The organism is Brucella haematophila (genome assembly GCF_005938105.1).
GTDB lineage: Bacteria > Pseudomonadota > Alphaproteobacteria > Rhizobiales > Rhizobiaceae > Brucella > Brucella haematophila.
The window spans coordinates 199,923-216,703 of sequence record NZ_VCPE01000011.1 but is presented as its reverse complement, the minus strand read 5'-3'; the positions used below and the strand labels follow the sequence as shown (position 1 = coordinate 216,703).

Genomic DNA, 16,781 nt, shown 5'->3' with positions numbered 1-16,781 from the left:
GCCAGCTTCCTTCAGGCGGATCGCCTCTTCAACCGCAATCTCGTCGAACGGGTTCATCGACATCTTCACATTCGAAAGCTCAACGCCTGATCCGTCGCCCTTAACGCGGATCTTAACATTGTAATCGACGACACGTTTTACTGCGACAACTGCCTTCATGGGGCTAACCTTTCCTTGCAGCGAACCGGATCGTCGTAACGATATATCGGAGCCGGTTCGCACAGACTAATGGACGGACGATCAGAGGCGCGCGCGCTTGGCTTCCGGATCGTATGGCGATTCCTCAATCACGCGGGCCTTGCGCATCTCACCTAGAACCGGGATTTCCAATTCCGTGCCCGGCACGCCAAGCTCGACCGGCAGCAGCGCCAGCGCGATATCGTGCCCGAACGTGTAGGAATAGCTGCCCGAAGTGACGCGACCCACCAGCTTGCCATCACGGTAAACACCCTCGCAGGTCAGCGTGCTGGCGCCATCGGTTTCAACCGCAAGCGTGACAGAGCGGCGCTTGATGCCACGTTCCTTTTCCTCGACCAGCGCCTGCTTGCCGATGAAATCGCCCTTGTCGAGACGGATGAATCGTTCGAGGCCGCTTTCCCAGGCGCTCAGCTCGGTGTTCATGTCGCGGTACATGGCGCGATAGGACTTGTCGAGGCGCAGCGATTCCAGCGCATGCAGGCCGATGAGACGCAGGCCGTGCTCCTTGCCGGATGCAAGCAAGGCTTCCAGTAGGTGACGCTGATAGGCCAGCGGATGATAAAGCTCCCAGCCCAATTCGCCTTCATAATTGACGCGCAGCAGGCGCACATCACTGGCAAGGCCGACCGTTCCAGACTTGATGCCGAACCACGGGAACGCCTCGTTCGACAGATCGATTTCGGTAAGCGACTGCAACACGTCACGCGCCTTCGGCCCGACGATGGTGAAGCAACCCCGATCATTGGTCACATTGCGCAGGGTGACGCTGCCGTCCTTCGGCAGCAGCTTCGACAGATCGTCAAAGTTCCAGCGTTCGGCGCGCGGGGTGGAAATCATATAGAAAGTGCCGTCATCAAGACGCGACACCACATATTCCGCCTGCACGCCGCCCTTTTTCGTCAGATGATGCGCAAGGTTGACGCGACCGGCTTTCGGCAGGCGATTGGCGAGAATGCCGTCGAGCCAGGCTTCCGCGCCGGGACCGCTGACCTCGAATTTGGTCATCGGCGTCATTTCGACGAGGCCGACCGCATTGCGGACCGCTTCAACTTCCTCGCCAACATATTTGCCCTTTTCCGTCCAGCGCCAGCTATACTGATCCTTGGCCTCGACGCCCTCAGGCGCGAACCAGTTGGGCATTTCCCAACCGTTGAGGCAGCCCCAGACAGCGCCCAGTTCCGTCAGGCGGTCATAGGACGGCGCGGTTTTCTGCGGGCGAGCGGCGGGCATGTCCTGCCCCGGATAATGCTGCTCGGCATGGGTGCCCCAGGATTCGCGCACCTTTTCGCGGGTCCAGTTCTTGTTGGCGTAATCGCCGAAACGACGCGGATCGAGTTCGGACGTATCGATGCTGTTGCCGCCCTCCACGATACGCTCCGAAAGATAATAGCCGATTGCACCACCCCACAGGATGCCGCCCGGAACGCCTTCGGCCAGCCAGACATTGTCCAGCCCCCAGGCCGGACCGACCAGCGGCAGTTCATCCGCCGTCATCTGGAACGGCCCGCGCACATTGGCCTTGATGCCGACGCGACCGAGTGCGGGAACCATCTCGATGGCCTGTTCCCAGTTCCACGAAACAGAATCGAAATCCTCTTCCAGAAGATCGGCACCGAACCATTCCGGCACGCCGTTTTCAGCAAAGAGCTTCAGGTGTTCCGTCTTTTCATAAGGGCCGAACATCAGCCCGTCGCCTTCCTCACGCAGATAGCCCTCAAAGCCCTCGTCGCGCAGGATCGGCATTTCCGGCAGGCCCTGACGCTTGCGCTCGATCACTTCCGGCACCGCATCGGTGATCCAGTACTGATGGATGATCGGGATCGCCGGAATGTCGAGGCCGAGCATGGCCCCTGTCTGGCGGGCGTAGTTGCCAGTCGCCGAGATGATATGCTCGCAGATGATGTCGCCCTGATTGGTCTTCACCTTCCACTCGCCGCTTGGCAGACGCTCGAAACCGTTGACCTGCGTGTTGAGATGAATCTTCGCGCCTCTGTCGCGTGCGCCCTTGGCAAGCGCCATGGTGACGTCGGCAGGCGCGATATGACCGTCATCCGGGTGATAAAGCGCGCCCAGCATGTCATGATTGTTTTCAAGCAGCGGCCACAATTCGCGGGCGCGCGCCGGAGAAACCAGCTCGGCGCGCAGACCCTGCACTTCGGCAACGCTCATATAGCTCTTATATTCGTCCAGCCGGTCGCGCGTATTGGCAATGCGCAGCTGGCCGCATTTGTGCCAGCCGACATGCTGCCCGGTCTCGGCTTCCAGACCTTCATAAATCTCGATGGATTTGTTGATCATGCGGCCGATATTGATGCTGCGCGCATAGGACGGGATCAGGCCTGCCGCGTGCCATGTGGAACCAGCTGTCAGCTGCGTGCGTTCCAGAAGAACGACATCCGACCAGCCCCGCTTGGCCAGCCCGTAAAGAATGGAGGCGCCGACGCAACCTCCCCCGATGACAACCGCGCGCGCATGAGTCTGCATTCCAAGTTCCCTTCCAATATATGATTTGGAGATTGCCGAAGCGTCGCTCCCGACGACAATACGGACTCCTTTGTGCGTTACATTACAGAGGGTTCTGCGCCCTGTGAGCTTGATAAAAAATCCGCGAAGATATAACTTCAGATTATGCATAGACTCCGTTCGCTCATCCCCTCGGCCAATTACCTCTTCGTGTTTGAGGCGGCGGCCCGACGGCTGAGCTTTACGGCGGCAGCGGAAGAGCTGAATGTCAGCCAGCCAGCGGTGAGCAAGACGATCAAGCTTCTGGAAGAAGCCACCGGATTGAAGCTTTTCCGGCGTGAGCGCAGCCGTCTGGAACTGACGGCGGAAGGCCAGCGGCTTTATCGCGAAACGCAGGAAGCATTCGACCATCTGCACATGGTCATCTCGTCCATGCGCAAGAAACACTCGCGCGATATCATCCGCGTGTCGTTCTCGGCGTCCTTCGTGCAACTATGGCTTTTGCCACGCCTGAAAGGGTTCAAGGAAAAGCATCCGGATGTGGCGCTGCGCATCGAAGAAAGCAGCCGCGACGATCAGGATTTGCTTGAAGAAGATATCGACGTATCCGCGCGTCTGGGGAGAGGCAAATGGCCGGGCATCCTCGCGTGGCCCTTCGTGACGGAGGAAGTCTGGCCGGTTTGCAGCCCCGCTTATCTGAAGGAGCGCGGACAGATCGAGGAAGCGAGTGATCTTCTGAACCACACGCTGCTGCATTTCGAGGAGCGCCACCGCTCGCGGCTTGGCTGGCGCGAATGGCTGGAACGCTCCGGCGTACCAAACCCGCGCATTGAACAGGATTTCGTCTTTACCGACGCGCTCAGCTCCATTGAGGCTGCGGTGCAGGGACAAGGCGTGGCGCTTGGCTGGAAACACCTCGTCCATGATCATATCGTGGCCGGACGTCTTGTGCCCGCCACGCATATTTTTCATCGGTCCGGCGATACAATTCATCTCGTCATGCCCGCTCAACGCCCGCCGAAGCGAGGGGCTGAACTGTTCCGCGACTGGCTTCTCGAACAGGGCGCAGACGCGGAACTGGATATATAGGCCCTCGGCCTATTGCGCGAAAACCACCGTCTTGTGCCCATTGAGCATGACGCGGTTTTCCAGATGCATCTTCACCGCCCGCGCAAGAACCCGGCTTTCGATATCGCGCCCGGTGGCGACGAAATCTTCCGCGCTCATGGAATGCGTGACCCGCTCGGTTTCCTGCTCGATGATCGGGCCTTCGTCGAGGTCCGGCGTCACATAATGCGCCGTTGCACCGATCAGCTTCACGCCGCGCTCGAACGCCTGATGATAGGGTTTTGCACCCTTGAAGGATGGCAGAAACGAATGGTGGATGTTGATGATCTTGCCGAACAGGCGGTTGGACAGATTATCCGATAGCACCTGCATATAGCGTGCGAGGACCACCAGATCGGCCTGCGTCTCACGCACCAGATCGATCAGGCGGGCTTCCTGCTCGGCCTTGTTGTCCTTGTTCACGCCCCATGAATGATAGGGAATGCCCGCACTTTCCGCCGTTTCGCGGCTATCTTCATGATTGGAGACGATGGCAACGACCTCGGCATTCAGCCAGCCGACGCGGATCTGATAGAGAAGATGCAGCATGGCGTGATCGAATTTGGACACCATGAGAACGATCTTCGGCTTGCGGCTGGCATCGGCCACCGCGAATTTCATGCCGAACCGCTCGCCTGCCGGTTTCAGTGCATGCTCTATCGCCTCACGCGACATACCAAGCGGCGCGCTGAAAGCAATACGCATGAAAAAGCGGTTGGTCAGCCTGTCGCGAAACTGATTGCTTTCCACGATATTGCCACCGATGGCCGCCAGTTCCGTGGTGATGGCCGCCACGATGCCGGGCTTGTCATCGCAATCGAGCGTGAGGACAAAAAGGGTTGGTTCGACGGCGGCGACGGAGCGCACCTTCGCGGGCATGTCGTTCATGGTGGTTCCTTAAGACTGATCAGTCGTTCTTGGGAGGCTTTCCGAAAGCGTATTCACCGACCTTCGGCACGAAATGCGGGTGCTGATAACCGGCAGGCTTGTCACCGACCGAAACGCCGGTGTTGAGAATGCCCGCCTGATAATCCGGCGCGAAAAGCGAATAGGGATAAGTGGGTTGAAGGGCGCTTGCACCCTCCAGTCTGGCACGCAACTCATCCGGAATTGTAAATGTGAGCGCGCCCAGATTGTCGTCGAGCTGCGCAAGCTTGCTTGCGCCGATAATGGCTGCCGCAATGCCCGGCTGTGTCACCACCCAGTTGAGGGCGACCTGCGCCATCGGCTTGCCCATGGCATCTGCAACCTCGGCCAGCGCCGTGACGATGCGGGTGTTGCGTTCGGTGAACAGCCCCAGCCCTTCGGCATTGTCGCGGTTCAGGCGGCCTTCGCCACCTGCGCGATATTTGCCTGACAAAAGCCCCATGGCCAGCGGGCTCCATGCGGTGATGCCAAGGCCGAGATTTTGACCGAGCGGCACGAATTCCTGCTCGATGCTGCGCTCGACCAGCGAATAGGGCAGTTGAAGGCTGATCGGCTGCGAAAGCGCATGCGCTTCCGCCCAGGTTTGCGCCCGCGCCGCATACCAGGCAGGCACGTCGGAAAGGCCGCAATAGCGGATTTTACCCGCGCGGATCAGATCGTCGAAGCCGCGCATGACCTCTTCCACGGGGGTCATCCCGTCCCAGGTATGCACCATATAGAGGTCGATATAATCGGTCTTCAGCCGCTTCAGCGACTGGTCGACCGCACGCATCATGTTCTTGCGGCCATTGCCGCCGGCATTGGGATTGCCCGGCTGCAAATTGTTCGAATATTTGGTCGCGATGACAACACGATCCCGTGCGCCCGCTTCCGCGACAAACTTGCCGACCAGTGTTTCGCTGAGACCCGCGCCATAGGAATCCGCCGTGTCGATGAAATTACCGCCCGCTTCCAGATAGCGGTCGAAAATGGCCCGCGCATTGCCCTCGTCGGTGCCCCACGACCCGCCGATCCCCCTGATCCCGGCGTTGCCGAATGTCATCGTGCCAAGCGCCAGACGGCTGACACGAAGACCGGAACGACCGAGAAGGAAATAGTGATCGAGCGCCATGGCGGCACCTCCGCAATATGCCGATTTGCAGGTGGTTGCGGATGCGGCGGTCAGCCGCCGCATCCGCTCATGATGATGGGATTACTCGATGAGCTTCGGCGCACCGGTGTCACCGGCGCTTTCATCGAGACCGTAGGACTTCAGGATTTTGGCAATCGTGCCGTCCTTGTGCATTTCCTCGATATTGGCATCGAGTGCTGCGCCGAAATCCGTCGCGCTCTTGGCATAAGGCAGGCTTGCCTGCGCTGCTTCCTTGGTGGCACGGATGCGCGGATCGGGCTGTGCAACCTCGACCTTGATATCCTTGAGCGTACCATTCTTGGCGGCATAAGCGCCGGTCGAATAGCCGTCGATGCCGATGTCGATGCGGCCCGATGCGAGATCCTGATGCATGTTCACGGAGTTCGGGTAAAGGCGCAGTTTTGCACCCAGCAGCTTCTTGGCATCGGTGACCCAGAGATAGCCCTGAACGGTGCCGACATTCTTGCCGACCAGTTCCTCGACAGTCTTGGCGCCATCCTTGGAATAAAGACCCATCTGGTCCTTATAGAGCGGATAGGAAAGGTTCATGACCTTGGCGCGTTCGGCGGTGCGATACCAGTCGCCGGTGGTGATATCGGCCTGACCCGACAGCACATACTGGATGGCCGCAGCCGGATCGACGGCGACCGGCTTGACGGTCAGGCATTCACGTTTGGCGAATTCGGTGGCGATATCGCCATCGAGACCCTTCAGCTGGCCGCTCTCATCCATAAAGGAATGCGGTGCATATGTGGTGACGGCAATCGTCAGCGTGCCCGGCGTGATGGTCTTGAACTCATGCTTCGGCTTGCAATCCTCTGCGAACGCTGCCGAAGACAGGCCCATAAGCAATGCGGCGCCGAGAACACCTTTACGTATCATCCCATTTTTCATCTGCTACTCCCCTTTATTGTTGTGGGCATTCATTGTTGCGTTGGGTTTTATCGGGTGGCGTAAGCGGATGAGCGCTTCTCCACATAGGAAACGATCCATGCTGCCGGAATGCAGATCGTGGCATAGAGCAGCCCGGCCAGCAGCAAGGCAGGCATATAGCGGAACGTGTTGGACCCGATTTCGTAGGCATTGCTGACGAGTTCCGGCAGGGCAATCGTGAAGCAGAGCGAGGTGCCCTGAAAAATCAGGATCGCGAAGCCCAGGAGCGCGGGAAGCGCCACGCGCAGAGCCTGTGGCAGCAGGACAAAGCGCAGTTCGTCAAGCGCATTGAAGCCCATCGCCTCCGCCGCCTCGCGCTGGCCATGGTGGATGGATTGCAGGCTCGCGCGGATGATCTCGCTCGTGTAAGCGCCCGTATTCCAGGCCAGCGCCACCACGGCAGCCGAAAACGAAGTCATCGTCAGACCCGTCGCAGGCAGGCCGAAATACATGAACTGCAACAGCACCAGCGCGGGAGCGCCGCGCCCGATCTCGACCAGAAACAGGCTCAGATAGCGATTGAACCGCGATTTTGCACCGACGCCCAGCGCCAGCAACAGCCCGAGCGGAATGCCGATGGCGAGGCTCAGCGCCGCCACCTGCAAGCTGACTTGCAACCCGCCGAGCAGCGCAGGCATCCATTCGTAGAATTCTTCAGAGGTCGGGAACATCAGCGCGCCACCTTTGCTCTCAGATAGCTGTCGGCAGAGCGCGACAGCCATGCGACGGGGAGGCTCAGGAAAATGTAGAACAGGCCGACCAGTGCGAAGACCTCGATGCCCTTGAAGGTAAGCTGCGACACCTGATTGCCCCGGAAGGCGAGATCCGCGACACCGATGGTCGAGGCAACGGCGGTTTCCTTCATCAGCCCGATCAGATAGCTCGCCGCCGATGGCAGCGCGACGCGAAAGGCCTGCGGTGCGACCACATCGACCAGCGTGTGGCGGGTGCCGAAATTCAGCGCTGTCGCCGCTTCCCACTGGCCATGGTGAAGAGAGGCCAGCGCGCCGCGATAGATTTCAGCCATATTGGCCGATGCGATCAGCCCCAGACCGATCAACGCCGCCACAAACGGATTAATCGGCATGATGCCCATGCCAATGCCGAAGAAGATGATGAACAGCCAGAGGATCGGCGGCAGGGCGCGCACGATCTGGATCAGCACAGCCGCGATCCACCGTACCGGCGCGAGACGCGCCTGACGCGCGGCGAGAAGCGGGACGCCAAGAATGCAGCCAATTGCAAAGGAACCCAGCGTCAGCGCTATGGTCCATGGCAGGCCGCTCAGGATGAGGAGAACATTGTCCGCTGTCATCGGTCGTGTACCGCACGAAGAAACCGTTTCGTGCGTTCCTCTTGCGGATTGCGCATGACATCCTTCGATGCGCCCTTCTCGATGATGCGCCCATCGGCCATGATCATGACCGTATCGGAGACATTTTCCGCGAAGCCCATTTCATGGGTCACCACGAGCATGGTCATGCCGCTTTCGGCAAGCTCGCGCATGACGGCAAGCACCTCAAGCCCCAGTTCAGGATCGAGCGCCGAGGTCGGCTCGTCGAACAGCATCACCTGCGGATTGAGCGCCAGCGAGCGCGCAATGGCGATGCGCTGTTGCTGACCGCCGGAGCAACGGCCCGGATATTGCGTCGCCTTGTCAGCAAGACCGACGCGTTCGAGAAGCTGGATCGCCCGCTCCTCGGCTTCCGCGCGGCTGCGGCCCAGAACACGTTCCTGCGGCAGGCTGACATTGCGCAGAACGCTCATATGCGGGAACAGATTGAACGACTGGAACACCATGCCAACCGTATTGCGCAATTCCTTCAGCTGCGCAGCACGCGGTGCCTGAGTGGCGTCGAGCTTCACCTTGCCCACCGTCAGGAGACCGCCATCCGGCCTTTCCAGATAATTGATGCAGCGCAGAAGTGTGCTCTTGCCCGAGCCGCTGGGACCGATGATTGCCAGCACTTCGCCTTGCGCAACTTCCAGATCGATATTCTCAAGGACGAGATGCGCCCCGAAATGTTTGCTCAACCCCTCAAGGCGTATGAGTTTCGATGCGGAGGCAGGCGCATTTTCCACGCCAGCAGACCCTGACACCAAAGTCGGTCGCATTGCGTTCAATAACCGCACTCCCCTTTTTTATCGTTCATCGCGACAGTCCCATCTTTACGCGGATGCAGACCGGAAATGCCTGCAAGACACGCTGGATCTATGCTCGTTCTGGCGGAACCTTGATTATTTATTATGCCGCCGACGTTCCCTTTATCTTCATCACGATAGTGACCGCTGGAAAGAATACAAAGGCAAAAAATGTCTACGACTTCATAACTCTTAGTTATGAGGTCATGCCTCGGAGAGCCTGAATCAAAAAGCGGCATGTGTGTGCGAAAATGGTGATTTTCGAGTACCGGAGCGGAGCGTACTTAAGGTACGTGAGCACCGGAACGTAGAAAATTGCCATTTGCAGCCGCACAGGACGACTTTTGGAACAGGCTCTAACTACAGATCCTTGCCCAGCCGCAAACCGTCATAAATGGCCGCATGGGTGTTACGGGCCGCAACGGCATCGCCAATCCTGTAAAGCTCGAAAGCGCCTTGCGCATTTCTGACAACGGCCTGTTTGCGCCCCTCGATCAGCGCGTCGTAATCCACCGCGCCGAGGTTGCGGGACAGGGGCTTCAGCTCGAAATACAGCGCATCCATCGGCCGTGTACCGTCATTGATGACGATCTGGTCAAATTCGCGCTCGCTGACAGGCGCGCCATAATCGCTGCCGATCCGCGCAACGAGCCTGTTGCCGTCGCGGTGAATGCCTTCCAGCCGATAGCCGACGGTGAAGGTGACATCCTTCTTTTGCAGGCTGCGCATATAGGGCACGAGGTTCATGCCCATAACTTCCGGTGCGAATGTGCGGTCGGCAGTCATGATCTCGACCTTGCCGCCCGCATTGGCGATGAATTCCGCGGCCTGAAGCCCGGCATGATCTCCCGCCTCGTCAAAGACCAGCGCATTGGTTCCCGGACGCACATCACCGGAAATGATATCCCAGGCGGAAACGGCAAGCTCGTTGCCCGCGCCAAGCAGGCTCATTTCCGGCATGCCGCCGGTCGCGATGATTGCCACATCCGGCGCTTCCGCCGTTACCGTGTCGGCCTCGGCCCAGGCATTGAAGCGGAAATCGACGCCAAGCTTTTCGCACTGCGCCATGCGCCAGTCGATGACGCCCATCATCTCGCGACGGCGCGGGCTTTGCGCTGTCAGCCGTACCTGACCGCCCGGCTGGCTCGCCGCCTCGAAGACCACGACCTTATGGCCGCGCTCGGCGCTGACGCGCGCGACTTCCAGCCCGGCGGGACCCGCACCGACCACCACGATGCGGCGGCTTTGTTCAGCCTTGTTGACCACATGCGGCATCGAAGTCTCGCGACCCGTGGCGGGATTATGGATGCAATAGGCTGCACCGCCCTGATAAATCCGGTCGAGGCAGTAATTCGCGCCGACGCAGGGGCGGATTTCCTCTTCCCGCTTTTCGAGGATTTTGCGCACGATATGCGGATCGGTCATATGGGCACGCGTCATGCCGACCATGTCGAGCTTGCCGGATGCAATAGCATGGCGCGCCGTTGCCACATCCTGAATCTTGGAGGCATGGAACGTCGCCATTCCGGTGCTGGACCGGATTTCGCCCGCGAAATCCAGATGCGGCGCACTCGGCATGCCCTGAATGGGAATGACGTCGGTCAAACCGGCATCAGTTTCAATATGGCCGCGAATGACATTGAGAAAATCGACCAGACCGCTGTCCTTCAGCCTGCGGGAAATCTCCAGCCCATCCGCGCGCGTCAGGCCGCCTTCAAGCGTCTCATCGGCGACGTAACGAATGCCGACCAGAAAATCCGGGCCGACCCGCTCGCGAATGGCGCTCAGAACCTGAAAGGAAAACCGCAGCCGGTTGTCGAGCGAACCGCCGTAATCTCCATCAAGCTCATTGGTCAGCGGCGACCAGAACTGGTCGAGCAGGTGGCCATAGGCCTCCAGTTCCAGACCGTCGAGACCGGCGGCTTTCATCCGCTCCGCCGCATCGGCATAATCGCGGATGATGCGCTCGATATCCCAGTCTTCGGCTCGCTTGGGGTAAGCGCGATGGGCCGGTTCATGCTTTGCCGTTGACGAGACGGAGGGCAGCCAGTCGCCCTTGTCCCAGCGGGTGCGGCGACCGAGATGGGTAAGCTGGATCATCACCGCCGCGCCGTGCTCGTGGCACTCCTCGGCCAGCATCCGCAACCAGGGCACAACCTCGTCCTTATAGGCCAGCACATTGTTGAAGGCAGGCGGACTGTCCTTCGACACCGAGGCGGAGCCCGCCGTCATCGTCAGTGCGATACCGGCCTTGGCCCGTTCGACGTGATAGGCGCGATAGCGCTCCTTTGGCATGCCGTCATCGGCATAGGCTGGCTCATGCGAGGTGAGCATGATGCGGTTACGAAGCGTCAGATGCTTGATGGTAAGCGGCTGCAACAGCGGATCGGCTGACATTTCGATCGTTCCCATTTGTTGTTTTCAACAAGGCTAGCTAGAAATGTACATGACTGTCAATTTAATAATCATGGCTGTCATTTTACCGTACAAAGCTGTTCAGTCTTCTTGCCAAATGCCGGGCGTCTGGTAGAACTGACGCCATGGAACAACCGGTGACAAATGAAACAGGATGGCGCGGATCGCCCGACCTCTGGCTTGAAGCGGCTTATGATGCGCTGATCGAAAGCGGCGTGGAAGCCGTGCGCATTTTACCGCTGGCCAAGCGGCTCGATCTGTCACGCACCAGTTTCTACTGGTTCTTCAAGGACCGCGAAGAGCTGCTCGATGCGCTGGTCACCCGCTGGCGCGACAAGAACACCGGCGCGCTTCTCAAACAGACGGAAGCCTATGCAGAAACGCTTGAGGAAGCGGTTCTCAATGTTTTCGACTGCTGGCTCGACCGGGATATTTTCGATCCGGCTTTCGAATTTGCAGTGCGCAGCTGGGCGCTGCAATCGGTGCAGGTGGAAGAGGAAGTGCGCGCCGCCGATGCAAGTCGTCTGGCCGGTCTGGCGCGCCTGTTCGAGCGGTTCGGTTTTGAGCCTGTGGTTGCCGATGTTCGCGCCCGCACGCTTTATCTGGTGCAGATCGGCTATATCTCGATGCGCACGCAGGAAGACACCGCGTTGCGACTGGCGCGCATTCCGCATTATGTGGCGGCCTTCACCGGCAAGGCCCCGTTGCAAAAAGAGATGGATCGCTTTCTCGCACGCCACGTTACGCCCCGCTAAGGTCTCCTGATCCGGCTAACTTCGATGGGCCATTTCAGGCTTTTACCCGGCGAATAATCCTGGCAATTCCGGTCGGCCACTGGCCCGATTGTCTGTCAACTTCCTGTCATACACACGTCATGCAATCCGAATAGAAGCGGCGAAACCGTTCAGATTGCAGGCAGATGTTACATAGTCGTCCACCATCCGCAGATATCGCCGTTCAGACAGCTGGCCTCAGCCTCGCTTATGGTCCGGCGACCATTCTGAACGACATCAGCCTCACGCTTCCCAAGGGCCAGACCCTTGCGTTGCTCGGGCCGTCCGGCTGCGGAAAGACGACGCTTCTGCGTCTCGTCGCAGGCCTGCTCGAGCCCACCAAAGGCTCCGTCACCATCAATGGCATCACCGTTGCGGATGCCGACAGCTGCAGCTTCATTCCGCCGGAAAAGCGCCATCTCGGCATGGTGTTTCAGGATTATGCGCTCTGGCCGCATATGACCGTCTTCGGCAATGTCTCCTTTCCACTCGAAATGCGCGGCATCAATCGCGCCGACCGGGAAAAACGCGTCGCCGCCGCGCTGGATCGCGTGGGCCTTTCGGGCTTTGGCAATCGTTCCATCAGCGACATGTCCGGCGGGCAGCAACAGCGCGTGGCGATTGCCCGCGCCATCGTCGCGGAGCCGGGACTGGTTCTGTTCGACGAGCCGCTGTCCAATCTCGACCGTGAATTGCGCGAGAACATGGTCACGGAAATTGGCCAGCTGGTTTCCAATCTCGGCCTGACCGCCATCTATGTCACCCACGACCAGAGCGAGGCTTTTTCGCTGGCCGATCAAGTTGCCGTTATGCGTGGCGGCGTGATCGAACAGCTCGCAGCGCCAGAACAGCTGGTTGCCCAGCCGAGGACGCCAGAAGTCGCCGATTTCCTGCGTCTGGGATGTGTCGTGCCGGTCGAACGTTATAACGACGCCTATCGCATCACCCGCACCGATATCCGCATTGCTCACAATACGGGAGCGGATGCTGCCCAGAATGCAGTCACGCATGTGCTTTTGCCATCGCGATCCGTGCGCAGCGTGCCGCTCAATGACGAGGCGATCCCGGCCACCGTATTGCGCAGCCAGTTTCGCGGTGACGGACATCTGACGACGGTTCGGATCGGCATGGAAGATGCCGGACATGAACTGACCTATCTCGACGGTATTCGCCTGTCGCCGGGTGTTCCCGTCGGCATCGCCATCGATCCGGGCCAGCTGCGCTGGTTCTCGAAGTAAGACCATTACAGGCAACATCTCAGGAGCTACAGATGAAGAAATCGATCCTCGGTGCCAAAGTCGCGGCAGGCTTTGCGCTCATGACCGCACTCTTCGCGAGCACGGCGGCTTATGCCGATATCACCGTTTATTCCGCCGGTCCCGGCAGCCTGATTGAAAAGCTCGCCACGGGCTTTACCGCCAAGACCGGCGCAAAGGTCAATGTCTTCCAGGCGACGACCGGCAAGATCATGGCCCGCATCGAGGCAGAAGCCGCCAATCCGGTGGTGGACGTGCTGATTTCGGCGTCCTGGGACACGGCGACCGATTTCGCCAAGCGCGACTGGCTGGTCGCCTATACCAGCCCCAATGCCGAAAAAGTGCCGGATTTCCTGAAGAACGAAACCGCCGTCGCACAGGGCGTTTCGGCGCTCGGCATCGCATGGAACCCGGCCAGCAAGACCCCGAAGCCGACCGAATGGGCCGATCTCGCCAAGCCAGAATATAAGGATTTGGTGAACCTGCCCGATCCGGCACAGTCGGGCGCAAGCTTTGAACTGGTCGCCGCGCTTCAGTCAACGCAGGGCTGGGATCTGTTCAAGAACCTGCACGCCAATGGTGCAACCGTTGCTGGCGCCAATGCCGAAGCGCTGAACCCGGTGCTTCAGGGCGCCAAGGCAGCCGTGTTCGGCGCGGTCGATTACATCTCGCTTGCAGGCAAGGCCAAGGGTGAGTCCATCGACGTGATCTTCCCGGCTTCGGGCACGGTTGTTGCGCCGCGCCCGGCCATGATCCTGAAATGGTCGAAGAACCAGGACGAAGCCAAGCAGTTCATCGATTACATGCTGTCCGACGAAGGCCAGAAACTGGTTGCTGCAACCTATCTGATGCCATCGCGTACCGACATTCCGGCCAATCGTCCGCTGATCAACGACCTGAAGGTCCTGACCATCGACGCCAAGGAAGTCTATGGCAAACGCAATGAAACGCTGAAGGAATTCGGCGCGATTTTCGCAGCCAGCAATTAAGAAGCATCGTCATGAAGGCAAATAGCAGCGCTGGTGCAAACCCGCTCGGACTTGTCGCTGGCGTCGGACTGGCGCTGGTTGTGGCCGTCCCCTTTGTCTTCATCGTGCTTCAGGCTGTCTTTCCAAAACTGGGACAGGGCTCGCTGGCCGAGCCCTTCCTGCATCTTCCGGCCTTGTTCGGTGATCCGAAGCTTTTGCGCATGAGCGCCAATACGGTGTTGCTCGGCCTTTGCGTGGTCGTGCTGTCAGCACTGATCGCCGTGCCGCTCGCGGTGTTTCGCGCGCTTTACAAGGTGCCCTTTGCGGTCGTCTGGGACGTGCTGATGCTCGTTCCCTTCATGATCCCGCCTTATATCGCGACGCTTGGCTGGATCATGACCTTGCAGCCGCGTGGTTATCTCGAACAGCTGACCGGATTTCATCTGGCGTCGTTTCTGTTCTCGCTCGCGGGCATGACCTTCGTGATGGCGCTCAACACCTTCCCGCTGGTCTATTTCGCCGTATCACGCACCATCGAAGCGGTCGGCGCACGCTATTCCGATGTGGGCCGCGTCTTCGGCGCATCGCCATGGCGGTCCTTCTTCCGCATCACCCTGCCGCTCGCCACACCGGGACTGGCAGCAAGCCTGCTTCTCGTCTTCGCCGCGGCGATTGAGGAATATGGCACCCCCGCAGCGCTTGGACGCCGCTCGGGTTTTGAGGTGCTGGTGACGGAAATCGACTTGCGCATTTCCGACTGGCCGATTGATCTGGCCGGGGCTTCGGTCTTTTCGCTCACGCTGGTCTGCCTGTCGCTGGCGGCCTTTCTGATCCAGCGCTGGATTTTGACCCGCCGTTCCTATGTGACCACTGGCGGCAAGCCGCAATCGAAAGACAAGCGCCCGCTTGGCACAATGACCGCGCCAGTGGTGGCGCTGTTTGCGCTGGTCGCTTTTGCGGCCACCGGTGTTCCGCTGCTGGCGATCCTCGCCACCGCACTGTCCAAAACCGTATCCGGCGGACTGACGCCCGCCAATCTCGGCTTCGACAACTTCGCAGCCATCGCCGAAAACAGTGCTGGTGGGATGCGCGCCTTGTTCAACAGCCTGTCGCTCGGTCTCGGCAGCGCGCTGTTGACCGGGTTCCTCGGTGCTGTCGCCGCCTATGCCGTGGTGAAAATGCGGTTTCGTGGCCGCTTCTGGCTCGATGTGCTGACCGTTTTGCCCAATGCCCTGCCCGGCGTCGTCGTGGCGGTAGGCCTCATTCTGGCGTGGAACCAGCCGTCGCTGCCGATCTCGCCCTATAATACGCCGCTCATCCTGCTGCTGGCCTATTGCTGCATTCTGCTACCGCAGCCGATCCGCTATGCAACCGCCGCTTTTCACCAGATCGGCGATAATCTGGAAGCCGCCGCCCGTGTTTGCGGTGCTAACAGCTTCACGGCTTTCCGCCGCATCATGCTGCCGCTGATCGCGCCAAGCCTGATCACCGCCATGCTGCTGGTGTTTGCGGTCGCGACGCGCGAGTTGGTCGCCTCGGTGCTGGTCGCGCCAGTCGGCATGCAGACCATATCCATCTTCATCTGGCGTCAGTTCGAACAGGGTTCGGTCGGGCTTGGCATGGCGATGGCCTTCATCGCCATCGTGATTACGACATTCGTGCCGCTGGTGTTGCTGGGTGTGCTCAAGCGCTTTGAGCGCACGGGCGCTTAGACCTTGGAAGCCACTTCGCCAAGACCGCCGCGAACGCGCTTGACGACCGTCACCGCCAGAAGCAGGCACAGCAACGGTTGAACCCAAAAGGCCCAGCCCGGCAATCCGCCGTCAATGGCAATCCACGCGCCAAGAACGCCGAAGACCACCGCGCGATCACTCTTGCCCATCGGCCCGTCATAGCGGCGGCTCGCGCCCAGTGAAGCACCTGTGACGCCGACGAATTCGGTCAGAACCGCAAGCAGGACGATGGCGAACATCCACGCACCGGAGAAAGGCGCGACAAGGACGAATGGCGCATAGAGTGCGGCATCGGAAACGACATCGCCAACCTCGTTCAGATAAGCGCCGAGTGTACTCTTCTGGTTGTGCTCCCGCGCCAGCATACCGTCTACCGCATTGAGCGCCATGCGCAGGAAAAGCCAGACCGGCACCAGCGCGAACCAGACCGCGCTGCCGCCCCAGAAAAGCAGCGCGCCAAGTATGACCGACCCCAACGCCGCGCCTATCGTGACTTGATTGGCCGTTACTCCGGCACGGGCAAGTCGCACGACAACAGGCCTCAGTAAATTCTGGAATTGTGACTTAAGCTGATAGACGGACATCGAGAATCTCTTGGGAAATGGACAATATCGGACAAACAGCTATTTGCGGTTCGCATTTGCTCGTTTATTCAAACATTCTACTGCACTCAATACTAATTGGGGTTAATTGAGTGCGGGCAGCTTAGAGCGCATCCCGAAAAGTGTGAAACG

General features: G+C 59.6%; 14 protein-coding genes and 1 pseudogene. 5 read left to right on the top strand and 10 right to left on the bottom strand.

Annotated features, from left to right (window positions below):
• A pseudogene (locus FGI60_RS17250) lies at positions 1 to 159 on the bottom strand (electron transfer flavoprotein subunit beta/FixA family protein); the annotation flags it as partial.
• Positions 160 to 240: 81 nt separating this feature from the next.
• Entirely contained in the window at positions 241 to 2,682 is a 2,442-nt protein-coding gene (locus FGI60_RS17245; RefSeq protein ID WP_138786243.1) for a GcvT family protein, read from the bottom strand.
• Between the two features lie 144 nt (positions 2,683 to 2,826).
• Here FGI60_RS17245 and FGI60_RS17240 point away from each other — a divergent pair, with 144 nt between their 5' ends.
• Positions 2,827 to 3,750, top strand: coding sequence for a LysR substrate-binding domain-containing protein (locus FGI60_RS17240; protein WP_078338136.1), 924 nt, complete (start codon positions 2,827 to 2,829; stop codon positions 3,748 to 3,750).
• Between the two features lie 9 nt (positions 3,751 to 3,759).
• Here the strand turns inward: FGI60_RS17240 and purU are convergent, their stop codons facing one another.
• The 7 genes from purU to FGI60_RS17205 form a co-directional block, all read right to left on the bottom strand.
• A complete protein-coding gene (gene purU / locus FGI60_RS17235) occupies positions 3,760 to 4,656 on the bottom strand; it encodes a formyltetrahydrofolate deformylase (RefSeq protein WP_138786242.1) in 897 nt (298 codons plus the stop codon).
• A 19-nt stretch (positions 4,657 to 4,675) separates the two neighbouring features.
• Positions 4,676 to 5,806, bottom strand: coding sequence for an aldo/keto reductase (locus FGI60_RS17230; RefSeq protein WP_138786241.1), 1,131 nt, complete (start codon positions 5,804 to 5,806; stop codon positions 4,676 to 4,678).
• A gap of 81 nt (positions 5,807 to 5,887) precedes the next feature.
• Positions 5,888 to 6,709, bottom strand: coding sequence for an ABC transporter substrate-binding protein (locus FGI60_RS17225; protein ID WP_235889844.1), 822 nt, complete (start codon positions 6,707 to 6,709; stop codon positions 5,888 to 5,890).
• A gap of 59 nt (positions 6,710 to 6,768) precedes the next feature.
• A complete protein-coding gene (locus tag FGI60_RS17220) occupies positions 6,769 to 7,431 on the bottom strand; it encodes an amino acid ABC transporter permease (protein WP_078338140.1) in 663 nt (220 codons plus the stop codon).
• Complete coding sequence (locus tag FGI60_RS17215) at positions 7,431 to 8,075, bottom strand: amino acid ABC transporter permease (RefSeq protein WP_138786239.1); 645 nt, start codon at positions 8,073 to 8,075, stop codon at positions 7,431 to 7,433. The genes FGI60_RS17220 and FGI60_RS17215 overlap by 1 nt, the downstream gene beginning before the upstream one ends.
• Positions 8,072 to 8,884, bottom strand: coding sequence for an amino acid ABC transporter ATP-binding protein (locus FGI60_RS17210; RefSeq protein WP_138786238.1), 813 nt, complete (start codon positions 8,882 to 8,884; stop codon positions 8,072 to 8,074). The genes FGI60_RS17215 and FGI60_RS17210 overlap by 4 nt, the downstream gene beginning before the upstream one ends.
• A 378-nt stretch (positions 8,885 to 9,262) precedes the next feature.
• On the bottom strand, positions 9,263 to 11,299 hold the full coding sequence (locus FGI60_RS17205) for an NADH:flavin oxidoreductase (RefSeq protein ID WP_138786257.1): 2,037 nt from the start codon (positions 11,297 to 11,299) through the stop codon (positions 9,263 to 9,265).
• Between the two features lie 143 nt (positions 11,300 to 11,442).
• On the opposite strand from FGI60_RS17205, the gene FGI60_RS17200 reads away from it, so the two are divergent.
• The 4 genes from FGI60_RS17200 (at position 11,443) to FGI60_RS17185 (ending at position 16,026) form a co-directional block, all read left to right on the top strand.
• On the top strand, positions 11,443 to 12,072 hold the full coding sequence (locus FGI60_RS17200; protein WP_138786237.1) for a TetR/AcrR family transcriptional regulator: 630 nt from the start codon (positions 11,443 to 11,445) through the stop codon (positions 12,070 to 12,072).
• Between the two features lie 164 nt (positions 12,073 to 12,236).
• Positions 12,237 to 13,328 (top strand): ABC transporter ATP-binding protein, encoded by a 1,092-nt coding sequence (locus FGI60_RS17195; protein ID WP_138786236.1) that lies wholly within the window; start codon positions 12,237 to 12,239, stop codon positions 13,326 to 13,328.
• A 32-nt stretch (positions 13,329 to 13,360) separates the two neighbouring features.
• On the top strand, positions 13,361 to 14,335 hold the full coding sequence (locus tag FGI60_RS17190) for an ABC transporter substrate-binding protein (protein ID WP_078338145.1): 975 nt from the start codon (positions 13,361 to 13,363) through the stop codon (positions 14,333 to 14,335).
• Between the two features lie 11 nt (positions 14,336 to 14,346).
• Positions 14,347 to 16,026, top strand: a complete 1,680-nt coding sequence (locus tag FGI60_RS17185; RefSeq protein ID WP_138786235.1) for an ABC transporter permease — start codon at positions 14,347 to 14,349, stop codon at positions 16,024 to 16,026.
• Here the strand turns inward: FGI60_RS17185 and FGI60_RS17180 are convergent.
• Positions 16,023 to 16,631 (bottom strand): CDP-alcohol phosphatidyltransferase family protein, encoded by a 609-nt coding sequence (locus tag FGI60_RS17180; RefSeq protein WP_138786234.1) that lies wholly within the window; start codon positions 16,629 to 16,631, stop codon positions 16,023 to 16,025. The genes FGI60_RS17185 and FGI60_RS17180 overlap by 4 nt on opposite strands.
• Between the last annotated feature and the right edge of the window lie 150 nt (positions 16,632 to 16,781).

Bases quoted from the DNA above. Each gene is read 5' to 3' on its own strand.
- FGI60_RS17230 (WP_138786241.1), bottom strand. From the start codon at position 5,806: ATGGCGCTCGATCACTATTTCCTTCTCGGTCGTTCCGGTCTTCGTGTC.
- FGI60_RS17240 (WP_078338136.1), top strand. From the start codon at position 2,827: ATGCATAGACTCCGTTCGCTCATCCCCTCGGCCAATTACCTCTTCGTG.
- FGI60_RS17245 (WP_138786243.1), bottom strand. From the start codon at position 2,682: ATGCAGACTCATGCGCGCGCGGTTGTCATCGGGGGAGGTTGCGTCGGC.
- FGI60_RS17200 (WP_138786237.1), top strand. From the start codon at position 11,443: ATGGAACAACCGGTGACAAATGAAACAGGATGGCGCGGATCGCCCGAC.
- FGI60_RS17180 (WP_138786234.1), bottom strand. From the start codon at position 16,631: ATGTCCGTCTATCAGCTTAAGTCACAATTCCAGAATTTACTGAGGCCT.
- purU (WP_138786242.1), bottom strand. From the start codon at position 4,656: ATGAACGACATGCCCGCGAAGGTGCGCTCCGTCGCCGCCGTCGAACCA.
- FGI60_RS17220 (WP_078338140.1), bottom strand. From the start codon at position 7,431: ATGTTCCCGACCTCTGAAGAATTCTACGAATGGATGCCTGCGCTGCTC.
- FGI60_RS17190 (WP_078338145.1), top strand. From the start codon at position 13,361: ATGAAGAAATCGATCCTCGGTGCCAAAGTCGCGGCAGGCTTTGCGCTC.
- FGI60_RS17205 (WP_138786257.1), bottom strand. From the start codon at position 11,299: ATGTCAGCCGATCCGCTGTTGCAGCCGCTTACCATCAAGCATCTGACG.
- FGI60_RS17185 (WP_138786235.1), top strand. From the start codon at position 14,347: ATGAAGGCAAATAGCAGCGCTGGTGCAAACCCGCTCGGACTTGTCGCT.
- FGI60_RS17195 (WP_138786236.1), top strand. From the start codon at position 12,237: ATGTTACATAGTCGTCCACCATCCGCAGATATCGCCGTTCAGACAGCT.
- FGI60_RS17215 (WP_138786239.1), bottom strand. From the start codon at position 8,075: ATGACAGCGGACAATGTTCTCCTCATCCTGAGCGGCCTGCCATGGACC.
- FGI60_RS17225 (WP_235889844.1), bottom strand. From the start codon at position 6,709: ATGATACGTAAAGGTGTTCTCGGCGCCGCATTGCTTATGGGCCTGTCT.